At 69.9% G+C, this 12856-nt stretch carries 11 protein-coding genes; 5 read left to right on the top strand and 6 right to left on the bottom strand.

Features of this window, described 5'->3' with window-relative positions:
* The first annotated feature begins 14 nt into the window (after positions 1 to 14).
* Both AC0VX6_RS28250 and AC0VX6_RS28245 read left to right on the top strand, forming a co-directional pair.
* Complete coding sequence (locus AC0VX6_RS28250; RefSeq protein ID WP_274975508.1) at positions 15 to 428, top strand: hypothetical protein; 414 nt, start codon at positions 15 to 17, stop codon at positions 426 to 428.
* A 446-nt stretch (positions 429 to 874) separates the two neighbouring features.
* Complete coding sequence (locus tag AC0VX6_RS28245; protein WP_274975507.1) at positions 875 to 2578, top strand: choice-of-anchor I family protein; 1704 nt, start codon at positions 875 to 877, stop codon at positions 2576 to 2578.
* A 66-nt stretch (positions 2579 to 2644) separates the two neighbouring features.
* Here AC0VX6_RS28245 and AC0VX6_RS28240 read toward each other — a convergent pair whose 3' ends face one another.
* Complete coding sequence (locus tag AC0VX6_RS28240; protein ID WP_475466956.1) at positions 2645 to 3901, bottom strand: FAD-binding protein; 1257 nt, start codon at positions 3899 to 3901, stop codon at positions 2645 to 2647.
* A gap of 473 nt (positions 3902 to 4374) precedes the next feature.
* On the opposite strand from AC0VX6_RS28240, the gene AC0VX6_RS28235 reads away from it, so the two are divergent.
* Positions 4375 to 5523, top strand: a complete 1149-nt coding sequence (locus tag AC0VX6_RS28235) for an LPXTG cell wall anchor domain-containing protein (protein WP_475466955.1) — start codon at positions 4375 to 4377, stop codon at positions 5521 to 5523.
* A gap of 241 nt (positions 5524 to 5764) precedes the next feature.
* A complete protein-coding gene (locus AC0VX6_RS28230) occupies positions 5765 to 6337 on the top strand; it encodes a hypothetical protein (protein ID WP_274975504.1) in 573 nt (190 codons plus the stop codon).
* A 91-nt stretch (positions 6338 to 6428) separates the two neighbouring features.
* Here AC0VX6_RS28230 and AC0VX6_RS28225 read toward each other — a convergent pair whose 3' ends face one another.
* The 4 genes from AC0VX6_RS28225 to AC0VX6_RS28210 form a co-directional block, all read right to left on the bottom strand.
* Positions 6429 to 7220 (bottom strand): CoA-transferase subunit beta, encoded by a 792-nt coding sequence (locus tag AC0VX6_RS28225; protein ID WP_274975503.1) that lies wholly within the window; start codon positions 7218 to 7220, stop codon positions 6429 to 6431.
* Positions 7217 to 8080, bottom strand: a complete 864-nt coding sequence (locus tag AC0VX6_RS28220; RefSeq protein WP_475466953.1) for a CoA transferase subunit A — start codon at positions 8078 to 8080, stop codon at positions 7217 to 7219. Before AC0VX6_RS28220 ends, AC0VX6_RS28225 begins: the two co-directional genes overlap by 4 nt.
* Before the next feature lie 890 nt (positions 8081 to 8970).
* Complete coding sequence (locus AC0VX6_RS28215) at positions 8971 to 9384, bottom strand: PIN domain-containing protein (protein WP_475466952.1); 414 nt, start codon at positions 9382 to 9384, stop codon at positions 8971 to 8973.
* Positions 9366 to 9650 (bottom strand): hypothetical protein, encoded by a 285-nt coding sequence (locus tag AC0VX6_RS28210; protein ID WP_475466951.1) that lies wholly within the window; start codon positions 9648 to 9650, stop codon positions 9366 to 9368. Before AC0VX6_RS28210 ends, AC0VX6_RS28215 begins: the two co-directional genes overlap by 19 nt.
* Before the next feature lie 873 nt (positions 9651 to 10523).
* Here AC0VX6_RS28210 and AC0VX6_RS28205 point away from each other — a divergent pair.
* Complete coding sequence (locus AC0VX6_RS28205) at positions 10524 to 10877, top strand: hypothetical protein (protein WP_475466949.1); 354 nt, start codon at positions 10524 to 10526, stop codon at positions 10875 to 10877.
* 567 nt (positions 10878 to 11444) lie between these two features.
* Here AC0VX6_RS28205 and AC0VX6_RS28200 read toward each other — a convergent pair.
* A complete protein-coding gene (locus AC0VX6_RS28200; protein WP_475466948.1) occupies positions 11445 to 12791 on the bottom strand; it encodes a helix-turn-helix domain-containing protein in 1347 nt (448 codons plus the stop codon).
* Positions 12792 to 12856: the final 65 nt, after the last annotated feature.

Below are 12856 nucleotides of genomic sequence, written 5' to 3'. Positions count from 1 at the left end.
GAAAAGGAGAAGGTGTGACCACCACGGGCGTCCTCGAACCCACCGGACCGAACCGGTCCCTCGGTCGCACCAGCTGGCTCGACCGGGTCCTCACCACCCCCAGCTCCGCCGTCGAGCGCCACCCGACCGTCCGTGCCCTGGACGGCTACGAGGGCCGCCCCAACCCCCTGGACGCCAAGACGCCCGCGGAGTTCCTGCTGGTCATGCGCCGCTACCTGGTCTGGGCGGGCGACTGGTCCTACCTGGAGCTGGAGTACCTGTGCGGGGGAGCGGTGCGGGCGACCACCTTCCGCGACGTGCTGGAGGGGACGCAGCTGCCCCGGTACGTGTTCCTGATGGCCTTCGTGACCGCATGCGCCGGTGAGGACGCCGCTGAGCGCCAGCGCTGGACGACCGCCTGGCACAGGCTCCGGTCGGCCGGTCACTGAGTTCCCCCCGGGGCTTTCCCCCTGGCTTTTCCCGGTGACCCCGCGGCGCGCCGCCCCCCTTTTACCGTGCCGTTCGGAGACGTGTCCGCGGCGGTTTTCCCGCGGATTTCTCCGGTGCGCCGGTGTGTCAATGCACCGATTTGGCACCATGCGCGCGGAATTTCCACAGGTAGGACGGCGTAAAGCACATTCCCGCGACCGGTAGGGTCGCCGGAGGACGGCCGCCGTCACGGCGCTGGTACGCGAGCGCCCGGTTCTCCGTCCGACCACGGGCCGCCCGTGCCCGAAGCCGAGGCCCCCTCCCATCGGGCCCCGCCGCCTCGGACCGGTCGCCACCCGCCTTCACCCCCGCGCCACCGGGCGTTCAGCCCGATCTCGTCCGCCCCTGGTTGGCTTCGGCGCGGGCGTGACCGCGTCCATTCCCCCGGAGCCCCCAGGAAGCACGTATGCGCAAGACCACGGCGGCCGCGGTGTCCCTCGCCGTCGCCCTCACCGGTACGGCGGCCCCCGCACACGCGGAGCGGCAGGAGCCCCGCGAGGGCGGGCGCGACGGCGTCGAACTGTCCGTCCTCGGCAGCTACCGCACCGGCTCCTTCGACGAGGCGGCGGCGGAGATCGTCGCCCACGACCCGCGCACCCAGCGCCTGTACGTGGTCAACGCCCTGGCCGCCACGGTGGAGGTCCTCGACGTCTCCGACCCCGCGGCCCCCGCCAAGCTGTCCGACCTGCGCACGCCCGGGGTCGAGGCGGCCGACGGCTCGGTGGTGCCGGAGGGCGCGGTCGCCAACTCCGTGGCGGTCCACGGCGACACCGTGGCCGTGGCGGTGGAGGCCCCCGACCGCACCGACGACGGCTGGGTGGTCTTCTACGACACCGACGGCACCGCGCTCAACGCGGTCCGGGTCGGCGCCCTGCCGGACATGGCCGCCTTCACGCCCGAGGGCAGGCTGCTGCTGGTGGCCAACGAGGGGGAGCCCGCCGACGACTACTCGGCCGACCCCGAGGGCTCGGTGAGCGTCATCCGCGTGAACCGCAGGCCCGCCGCCGTCACCCAGGACGACGTCCGCACCGCCGACTTCCGCGCCTGGGACGGCGAGCGGGAGCTGCCCTCGGGGGTGCGGGTGTTCGGGCCGGACCTGTCCACCGGCGAACCGGGCACCCCGGGCCGGGTGGCGCGCAACCTGGAACCGGAGTACATCTCCGCGGACACCGCCCACAGCGCCCAGGTGGTGCTCCAGGAGGCCAACGCCGTCGCGCTGCTGGACCTGCGCACCGCCGAGTTCACCGACATCGTGCCCCTGGGCCTCAAGGACCACATGGAGCCCGGCAACGAGCTGGACGTGTCGAACCGGGACGACGGCATCCGCATCGCCAACTGGCCGGTGTACGGCATGTACCAGCCCGACGGGTTCGACACCTACCGCTGGCGCGGCCAGACCCTGCTGGTCACCGCGAACGAGGGCGACACCCGCGACTGGGACGGCTACTCCGAGGAGACGCGCCTGGCCGACCTGGCCGGGGAGACCCCGCTGTGCGAGGACTCCCCGCGCCTCCGGGAGTTCCTGGCCGACAACGACCTGGGCGTCGACAGCACAGGGGAACTGCTCGACGAGGCCAACATGGGCAGGCTGACGGTCACCGCCGCCGAGGGCCTGCGCGAGGACGGCAGCTGCTACGAGGACGTGTACGCGTTCGGCGGACGCTCGTTCTCGATCTTCACCGCCGGGGGCGAACTGCTCTTCGACTCGGGTTCGGACTTCGAGCGGATCACCGCCGAGGCCGAGCCGGAGTCCTTCAACTCCGATCACGCGGAGAACGCCTTCGACAACCGCAGCGACGACAAGGGCCCCGAGCCCGAGGGCGTCGTGCTCGGCGAGGTGGCGGGCCGCACCTACGCGTTCGTGGGACTGGAGCGGGTGAGCGGCGTGATGGTCTACGACGTCACCGACCCCCGGGAGGCGTCCTTCGTGCAGTACCTCAACAACCGCGACTTCACCGCCGAGCCCGGCACCGGCGAGGCGGGCGACCTGGGCGCGGAGGGCCTGGCCTTCATCAGCGCCTCGGACTCGCCGATCCGGGGCGTGCCCGTGCTGGCCGTGGCCAACGAGGTGTCCGGCTCGACCACCCTGTACCGGGTCGACCCGGCCTGACCGCGCTCCGCCGCCGGGCCGCCTCGCGGGGGCCCGGCGAGGCGGCCCGGCGTCCCCGGACCCGTCTCACCCGCGGGGGAAGAGCGCGTCGGTGAACGCGTTGCGGAACTTGCCGTCCGGGTCGAGCGCCCGCGTGAGGCGTGCGAAGTCCGCCGCGCGCCCGTACCGGGCGGTGATGTCGGCTGGGTCCATCGCGGTCAGCTTGCCCCAGTGCGGGCGGGCGCCCAGCGGTAGGAGGCGCTCCTCCACGGCCGCCAGGACCGGCGCCACGGCCCGCGGGTCCGGCAGCCACGTGAAGTGGAAGGTGACGCAGTCCCGGCCGTGGGCGGGGCTCAGCCACAGGTCGTCCGCGCGGACCGTGCGCACCTCCGCGACGTACAGCGCCGGGGCCAGCAGGTGCCCGATCCCTCGCAGGGCCGCGAACGCGGCGCCCGCGGCCTCGCGCGGCACGTAGAACTCGGACTGCAGCTCTTTGCCCGCGCTCGGCTCCAGTTCGGGGCGAAAGTGCGGGAGCCGCTCGTGCCAGGGGCCGACGACCCCCATCTGCTCGGTGCTGGGTTCCGGAGGCATCCCCGGGACGGGGTGCACCGGGCCGGAAGCGGGCCGACCGCCCCGCCAGGCGCCCTCGGGGCGGTCGGTGCGGTGCTTGAGCCACACGGAACCCTCCCCGAGCCAGTCGGTGAACAGGCTGACGCTGTAGGCCGCGCCGAACACGTCGTCGACGCGGTCGGCCACCTCGTCCAGGGCCACCCCGACGCGGACCCGCTGGGCCACCGTGAACGCCGGTTCGATCTCCAGGGAGAGCCGGGTGACGACGCCGAGCGCGCCCAGCGCGACCACCGCGCCGGGGAAGACCTCCGGGTCCGCGTCGCGGCTCAGCCAGGTCAGGTCGCCGTCGGGGCCCAGGAGCTGTACCGCGCGCACGGCGGCGGACAGGCAGCGCTGGCCGTCCCCGGACCCGTGGGTGCCGGTCGCGCACGAGCCCGCGACGGAGATGTGCGGCAGCGAGGCCAGGTTCGCCAGCGCGAACCCCCGCCCGTGCAGCGCGGTGACCAGTTCGGCGTAGCGGATACCGGCGGTGACGGTGACGGTCCGGCCCCCGGCGTCGATCTCCGCCTCCGCGGGCAGCCCGTCCAGGCGCACCAGGTCGGCGTCGGAGTCGGCGACGAGGTTGAAGGAGTGGCCGCTGCCCAGGGCGCGGATCCGTGCGCTGTCGCGGACGACGCGGCGCAGTTCGTCCAGGGTCCGGGGCCGGTGGACCCGCGGGCTGGCGAAGGTCACGTTGCCCGCCCAGTTGGTGGTCCGCGTGTGCGGTGCTGGCATGGTGCGCTCCGTGGGTGGGACGAGCGGCGTACGGCCCCGGCTTCCCGGGCGCCGCCACGGCAGGCGGCTTCCCGGAGGATAGCCGGGCGGCCCTCCTCGCGGTTCGCCCGGGACGACGCTGGCGACCGGTCGTCCGCGCCGGGAGTCCCCGTGTGCGTCCGGACACCTGGTACGACGTTCCAAACGCCGTAAGGTTGACAGTTTTCCTTTAATGATTTCCGAAAGAAACGGATGCCGTCTGGGGCGGAATGGCTGTCCGGTTATGATTTCGTTGTCGCGGTTCGTCTCTCCGAGGAGAATTCGGCATTAGGATTGTTTCTCGACGGCGGAGTTCCGCACCCGCCTCCGCCGGGCCCGCCCCGCGGCCCCGGACGGCGTTCTCCCCTCCCCACCGGTCGAGGGCACAGCGCGTCCGCGATCCCCCATGGCCGGTCCGAGAAAAGCGGGCCGGATTGATCCGAACGAGGATTCCCTTGACATTCTTTTCCCTCGTCCCCGCACGTCGCGCGCTGCAGGGAGGCGTCGCATTCGCGGCATTCGGCGCGCTCGGCATCGCGGCGGCGGTTCCCGCCCACGCCGAGAACGGAGAGATCGGCTACGCGCACGCGAACGTCGCGGGCGAGGCCGACATCACCGCGTTCCACCCGAGGGTGGCCGACTTCCACGGCACCAACCGGTACCTGGACGCCTTCGGCGGCGAGGTCTTCGCCCTCTCCCGCACCTCCGTCCTGTCGGACGTGGACAGGGACCAGGTCCGCTCCCTCGTGAGTTTCGACGAGCTCCGGATCGAGCTGACGGCGGCCGATGTCGAGGCCATGCGGGCTGCGGCCGAGGGCGGGGTCTCCCAGCCCGGTCTCGCGAACCCTGAGGGGGGTTCCGACGAACCGCTCCTCCGGGCGTCCTTCACTGGCACCCAGATCGAGGCCGTCCAGAACTGGGCCGGTGACAGGGAGTTCTCCCACGAGCCGGGCACCGAGTCCGTCGAGGTGAACGAACTCGGCGCCGAGATCTCCCTCTCCGTCGACGAGGCTCCCTGGAGCGACACGCTCAGGGACTCCGACCTGGGAAGGGTCGAGCTGTGGGGTGGAGTCCAGACCCTGGACATGGTCGTGACCTTCCCCGACGAGGGGTTCAGCGTCTCCTACGGGGTCGGCGAGACCATCGTGGCCTCGGACACCGAGCCCGCTGCTCCGGAGGAGCCCGGCGGCGGCGAGGGGCCCGGTGACGGCGGAGAGGACCCCGGATCCGAGGACCCCGACGAGGAGCCCGGCGGCGAGGACCCCGGCTCCGAGGCGCCCGGTGACGGTGAGGACGGAAGCGGCGGCGGGGCGCCCGGTGACGGTGAGGACGGAAGCGGCGGCGGGGACGAGGGCACCGAGGGCGGAAACGGCGAGGACGGTGACGACGGCGCCGCCGGTGACGTGGACGAAGCCGATGGCCGCGACCCCTCCGAGGCGGGAGCAGCGAACGGCTCCGGCGGTCCTCTGGCGCAGACCGGGAGCCCGGTCGCGGGTCTGATCGCCGCCGGTGCCGCGATCGCTGCCGGAGGCGGAGCCGCCGTCTACGTGACGCGCCGCAGGAGGAACGCCTCCGCGACCGTCGGGGAGGCCGGCGAGGCCTGACCGGGGGCGGCTGCCCGAACCCGACGCGGCACCCGGGGACCAGAATCCCCGGGTGCCGCGCCGTGTGGCCAGGTCTCTCCGGGGAGCCGGACGATTCGCTCGGCATCGCATCGGTAAACGTTGTTTAAAACGGTTTCGGGAGAGAACGACACAGGGGGGGATCGGCGTCACACCATGACCAGTCGGTCATGGACCGACGCCGACAGAAGGAACACCAACACGGGATGAGGGGATGTTCGCCATGACGAGCGCGTTTCGCATTGGTCCGGTCAGAGCCGTAGCCCTGGGCGCGGTGTCGCTGCCCGCACTCCTGCTCGCGTCCGCGCCCGCGGTCGCCGGAACCGCCGACTCCGGTGCGGGCGCCATGAGCGTCCGCGACTGCACTGCGGCGGACTTCGAGGTGGCCGAGACGGCGCGCGAGGGCGCGGCCGGTACCGTCCACATCGAGTTCGAGCTGGTCAAGCAGGAACCGCTCAGCCCCGAGGACGACGTGGCGTGCACCATGTACCCCTCCCTCGCGAACATGTACTGGGGCCAGCCCGACGGCAACCTCATCGGGGCCGAAGCGGAGACCGAGGGGCAGGACGGCAGCGTCTTCGCGCTGTACCCGGGCGACGCGGCCGCGGTGACCGTGTCCCGCCCCAACCCGGAGGTCTACGACCCCGAGGAGTGCAACCCCACTGAGGTGGCCGGGGCCCACCTGTTCCTCCAGAACGACGAGGGCTCCGCCTACGTGCCCACGGACGGGAACGACCGCGTCTGCGTCAACCCGGACCTGGGCGCGTCCACCGTTTCCGAGATCACCCCGGCCTGATCCGGCCCGGTGCGGCCCGGCCCTGGCGGGCCGGGCCGCGCTTGCGTCCCGGCGATATCGGCGTATCGCTTCTCTTCTCCGTCATGCCACGTCACACCGGGTGACGCGGCCCGTGCTGGCCGCCGAGCGGCTCCGGGCCGATGAGATCGCGCAGGACGGAGAGTTCCGTGCTGGTGGGCGGTGAGGTCTGAGCGAGCTCCCGGGCGACGGTGAGGTCCCAGCCGGTGGCCTCGCGGACCGCGTCCAGCGCCACGCCGGGGTGGATACCGGTCAGGACGAGTTCGCGGGTGACGGGGTCTGGTTCGAGCACGCCCAGGTCGGTGATCACCCGCACCGGACCGGCGCCGCGCAGGCCCAGGCGTTCGCGGTCGCCGGGGCCCGAGCCGTGGCCGACCGAGGTGACGAAGTCGACCTTCTCGACGAAGGCGCGCGAGCTGTGCCGCATGATGACGACGACCTCCCGGCAGGAGGCGGCGATCTCGGGGGCGCCGCCCGCCCCGGGCAGGCGCACCCTCGGGTCCGTGTAGTCGCCGATGACGGTGGTGTTGATGTTGGCGTACCGGTCGATCTGGGCGGCGCCGAGGAAGCCGACGTCGATCCGTCCGGCCTGGAGCCAGTAGTTGAAGACCTCGGGGACCGAGACCACGGTGTCGGCGGTGTCGGCGAGGACGCCGTCGCCGATGGACAGCGGCAGGCGGTCGGGGACGGCGCCCAGGGTGCCGGACTCGTAGACCATCCACAGGTCGGGGGCGTGCGTGCGGCGGGCCACGTTCGCGGCGGTGCTGGGCAGGCCGATGCCGACGAAGCAGGACATCCCCTCGCGCAGCGAGCGCGCCGCGGTCACGGTCATGATCTCGTCGGAGGTCCAGGTCACGGTGGTCACGCGCCTCTCCCCACAGGTGCGGTGCCGGAGGCCGCGGGCGACGCGGGGGCGGAGGGGGACTCGGCGCCGGCAGTGAGGTCCGCGAGCCAGGCGGTGAAGGCCTCGCGGTCGCGGCCGATCGCGTCCCAGGCCCGGTAGGCCTCGTTGTCGCGCTCGTAGTAGCCGTGCGAGTAGGAGGGCGCGGCGCCGCCGGGGACGACGCTGACCCGGTCGACCACGCGCGCGGGCAGGATCACCTGGCCGGGTACGGGGTCGAGGGTGTCCACGACCTCCTCCACCGTGGCCAGTACCCGTTCGGAGGCCAGCGCGGCCTCCTTCTGGATGCCGGTGATGCCCCACAGTTGGACGTTGCCCCGGGTGTCCGCCCGCTGCGCGTGGATCACGGCCACGTCGGGGTTCAGGGCCGGGACGGCGGCCAGTTCCTGTCCGGTGAAGGGGCAGGTGACGGTCCTGATGTGGGGGTTGTGCTCGACCAGGTCGGTGCCGGAGTAGCCGCGCAGGATGGCGAAGGGCAGCCCGGAGGCGCCCGCCGTGTAGCGGTTGGCCATCCCGGCGTGGCTGTGCTCCTCGATCTCCAGGGGCACGGGCCAGGAGGAGGTGACGGCGTCGCGGAAGCGGTGCAGCGAGCCGACGCCGGGGTTGCCGCCCCAGGAGAAGACGAGTTTCCCGGCGCACCCGGCGCCGATGAGCTGGTCGTAGACGATGTCGGGCGTCATGCGCACCAGGGTGAGGTCGCGCAGGCCCTGGCGGATGATCTCGTGCCCGGCGGCCACGGGGATGAGATGGGTGAACCCCTCCAGGGCGACGGTGTCGCCGTCATGGATGAGCTGCCGGACAGCCTCGTCCAGAGGGGCGATCACGAAACCCTCCTGTGCGCATTGCGAATACTCGTACTCACTGCGAACTTCATAGGCCGAAAGCTATTCCCCGCTCCTCGTCGCGTCAAGGGACTCCGACCGCCGACGCGGGTCCACGCCGGGTGCGTCGACGGCCACGGGGAACGTGACAGGCGTCGTGGAGCGAAGGGTTTCTGGCCCTCGTAGCCTGCATCGGTGGACACCTTGGGGGCACGGAAAGCGCCATGTGACCGGACTCGGCCGCTGTCAGCCGGATGCCGGGCAGCACAAAAGAAACCGCCGGGCCCGTGTGGTGTGCGGGTCCGGCGGTTTCTCCACTGTCTCAAGGTGGCGCACTCGGGAGGACTCGAACCCCCAACCTCCTGATCCGTAGTCAGCGGATGATCGGATGAATATTCGCAGTTCAGGGCCGGTGCACTGCCGTCTCGGCGCCGCACTTTTCCACGTATGTGCCACGCCGCCGCGATCGGTGGTCCGGGTGGAACTTCGGCGTGCTTCCTGTTCCATGGGGGAGAGTCTGCGCAGTCCACCGCGGTCCTGCCTCTCGCCTCCGCTGACCGGCGTCAGACGATGTGCGCGGGCCACCTCAAAGGGCTCCTTCCCCGCCGCGACGCCCACCTCGCACGAAACCCACAGAACCTTGCGGGTAGGACAGGAGCAGGGATTTCGTGCGGACGGCCTCATGCGCACCGACTCTCTCTGACACGGCATAGAGCCCGGTCGCCGAAGCAGCATCGGGAAGCGACGACCGCCGGTCGACCAGGACCTTCGAAGCCCCGAACCGGACAAGCACACTTCCCGGACGGGGTATCCGTCGCCGCTGGCTCCGCTGGTGGAATGCCCGGAAGTGTTCGGTACCGGGCTCGTCGGCCCGAAAGCAGCCCTCTGGCGGCTCACACGGAGACGAGGCGGACCCGGTCACCGCAGAGCTTGGTCATGTCGTCGATGTCGGAGGTCAGCATGACCACGGGACGGTGCTGCCGGAGCGCGGTCTCGGCCACGGCCGCGTCGATGGCGTACTTGTGGCCGTGCAGCCCGGCCCCCATCAACAGCGCCGAAGCGGCCTTCGCCTCCTCGTCGCCCACAGGGACGGTCCGCAGACCAGACAGCACCCAGTTCAGTCGGGCCCTGTTCGTGCAGGTGTGCACGGCTTCGATGATGGTGAGCGCGCAGATCACCACCTCCATGCCGCGTGAGCGCGCCTCGGCGACCAGGGCCACCACGGTCTCGTCATCGGCGAGCAGTTTGGAGAGCCCTTCGCTGTCCAGGACCAGTGTTCCCTCGTGGCTCAGCCTGCGGCGGGCCACTGGTCCTCCTCGGCGAACACCTCGTCGAAGACCTGCCGCGCCTGCAGCCTCGCCTGCTCGGATACCGCTCCCTTGCGGCTCTCGTAGTCGGCCAGGTACTCGTCCAGCACCTGTCCCCGCAGTTCCCGTTCGACGGCCGCGGCGATGAACGCGGAGAACTCCCGTTTACCGACCCGGGTCCGGATCGCCTCTGCAGTCCCCTCGGGTAGCGACAGACTGACCCGGGTCGCAGGCCCCTCACCGATGCTGTACGTCGTCTCGGACATGGCCACGATTGTGTCAAACAAGTAGGAAACCAACAAGCTCTGTGGGCGTCGCCCCCAGTTGCCGACGATGACTACCGCGTTGCCGTGCGTAGCCACAAAGTTTTGGTCCCCTGGACGAGAAGCTTGCCCTGCGACTCTCCGGGGGCCACGGGCAACGCGTGTCACGTCCACCCGATCGAGACGACCCAGGGGCCACGGTCCGGTCTGCTTCAAGCGGGAAGGAGATCCTCATGGTCGGGGTTCGGCCCTATGGTCGGATTTTCAAAACCCCCTCGCCTTTACAGGATCAGCAGTAAGGTTTCTCATGCGAAGGCGTGACGAAGGCGAAGCGGCGACGGTTTCCCTCATCGCTTGTCTGCCCATGTCGCCGCCGTGATTGCCGGGCTCAGCAGTGCTCACGGGACCTGGCAGAATTCTCGGTCTCCTTTTCCCTATATGTCCTGGTAGCACGCCCAATCAATCTTAGGGAAATTTCCTCATGCCGAAGTTGACTGAAGAGCAGCGCCGTGAGCGTGCACTGAAAAGAGCGAGGAAGAGTGCCCTGGAAGCTGAAAAGCAAGCTCAGAGAAGCAAGGAGAGGCGCGAACTCTGGGTTCGCGAAGGTATGTATCTGAGCTGGGAGGAAGCGCGGTCTGGTGCCGCCTGCCGAGGATGCGGCGAGCCCATCATCGATAGGCTCGGAAGCTGGCCTGCCCTTGTGTATATGACTGCCGAGGAGCGGGTCGAATACGACGAGCAGGACGCCCGCTTTCGTGAGAAGCACAGGGATTGCCAGGGGGAAAGTGGTCTGTGGGGGGATCCCGTGCGCAGCACTGTGGGTTCTGCTGTCCGCCTCCCCCCTTCGGTCCGGCCCAGCTGACTGAGCTCCGTCGCTTGTTCTCCTCGTTCGGCCGACCGAACGAGAAGGAACTCGATGTTTGGCGGCTCCTGCTGACGTGCGACCATCTCGCCGAGAGGAAACAGCACCACACCAACCGTTACTGGACCTCCTCCGTCGTTAAGTGTCCGGAATGCGGTGTGGAACGTGGAGTCGTCGAAAGCACGAATCTCGGCCGCGCGCACCAAGCCCAACCACATGAAGCGCGGAGCGAGCGCCAAGCCGAACGCCAGCGGTTGGAGTCCGAGCTTCAGGCAGAGGAGAAGAAGGTCGCACGGCACCAGAAGACCCTCAGCAACGCTGAGGCGCGGGCTGAGAGGCTGAGGTCGCAACTCGAAAAGCTGGAATAGAACCAGTTCCGTCCCCCAAGCACCGGACACATCCGGGTGTTCCCGGAACGGCCGCCCGGATGTTCGCTGTGATCGCGGAGTGATCTTCGGCAATCGTCGTCGGTAAACCTGAGACCCGATAGCTGCGCCTGCCGACTCTCGGGGCCCCTGCCATGGGAGCTTCGTCCTGCCCTGGGAGCAGAGCGGGCACGGGGTGGCACGGAGCCTCGGGCCATGGTTCGACCCTGGTACACGGTGGGACACCCCTGAACCGGAATAGTCCACCTTGGTACAGCGGTGGTACGCGGAGCTCAGAGGTGGCGAACCTGTTCCGCGGCCCGGTTCTCCTTGCGGGAAGAGGCCAGAGCGATGCTGCCAGTCCGCGGCGAGTCAGGCCCGTCCCGTCACACGGTTCGGGTGGCCGCAGTGAGACGCACGTGGGCCCGCGGTCTGGGTGCTTGTTCGAGAAGCAGCCCTGATCCGTGCTCCGCCACGTGGCGGACAAAGTGATCGCACAGGATCCGCAGTGAGGATGAGGACGTCGGCCGCTGTATGCCCTGCCAGACCTGACACCTGACAGGGCCGCTCTCAGCCCTGGTCGTCTTCTGCCTCCCAGGCGGCGTACTCCTCCTCGAGCTCCCGCTTGTACTCCAACCAAGACGCACGGGCCACGTCGACCGCCGCCGACCTCTCCGGCGTGCGCTCCTGTGTCCCCACGGTCAGCAGCAGATCGAAACCGGTGGCGTCGGGCAGGACCAGGACCGAGCCCGCGGTCACCGCGAGGCCTGTCCGGATCAGGTCTGCCTCGAACACCTCGTCCAGCTCTGTCATCTCCTCGCTCAGCAGCTCCAGGAGCCCCCAGGCGAAGGTCGCCGAACCGATGGGGTCGTCGTCGGGGAGGCCGGGCAGCGGGTTCTCCAACCTGCGTCGGTTACGGCAGGAGACCCTGATCAGGACGTCGCGGCCCGCCATGTCCTCCAAGACGATGGTGGAGCAGAAGCCCTCCTCGATCAGGGCCACCCGCTCCTGCTGGAGGAACCCGTTGAGGAGCAGGTCCAGGTCTTCTTCGCGTTCGGCCAGTAGCTCGAAGATTCCCGAGGCCATCGCGCGGGCCTGGTCGAGGTTGTCGTCGGCGAAAGCGCTCTGGCCTGAAGACGAAGGTGCGCTTGGGGTGGCCTGGTGCAGCCATTCCTGTGTCTCGCCCGACCAGGGTTCCCACCAGCGGTCGGGATGCAGGGGAGAGGTGACGAGCCGGCCGTTGATCTGCAGGGGGGCCAGCAGATGCGCCGCGTAGCCGGGCGTATCCAGCATGCGCAGGGCCTGGATGAGCTGGGGAGGGGTCAGTGCGCGCCTGACCCTGGGCCAGTTCCTGTGCCCTGACAGGTCACGGTCGTACTCCTGGTATCCGAGGCCGGAGGTGTCGGACGGCTCTTCCAGTGATGGGGAGGTGAGTGCGATGCGCAGGGCGGCTGCTTCAGCGAGGTTCTCGACCTGAGGCAACCGTCCCTTGGCAAGATGTCCTCCCAGGATCTGGGACGTCGCCAGGAAGCGCCGGAGCCACTGGGGACGTTCTGCGACCTGCATCAGGACGGCGTCGGGCAGTTCCTCCAGGATGGGGGAGTCCCAGACGCTGTCCACGTCGAGGTGGAAGGGCTCACCGTTCATCGTGAGTTCCGTGGCCAGCATGTGCGCTTCCGCCGGGGTCAACGGGTCGCCATGGAACCTGTCGTTGAAGAGCGGTACCCAGGAGTGGACCGGTTGCGTGGCCGCGGTGATCACTTCGCGGATCTTCTTTCGGGTGGCCGTGCCCACCGCGGACAGGTCTGCTTCCCCTCGCCGCCAGGTCGCCAGGGAGACTCCTGCCCGGCGGGCCGCTTCGGCCTGACTCAGGCTCAGCTCCTCTCGGGCTGCCCTGACGTCCAAGGACTTCGGCACGATACCTCCATGTGAGTGCTCATTGAGTACTCATAATGCGTGACGTCGATGGAGTGTCGAGCCAA

The organism is Nocardiopsis sp. iso_25, from assembly GCF_056173305.1.
The sequence above is the reverse complement of the archived record's forward strand: the minus strand, read 5'-3'. Positions and strand labels throughout refer to the sequence as shown.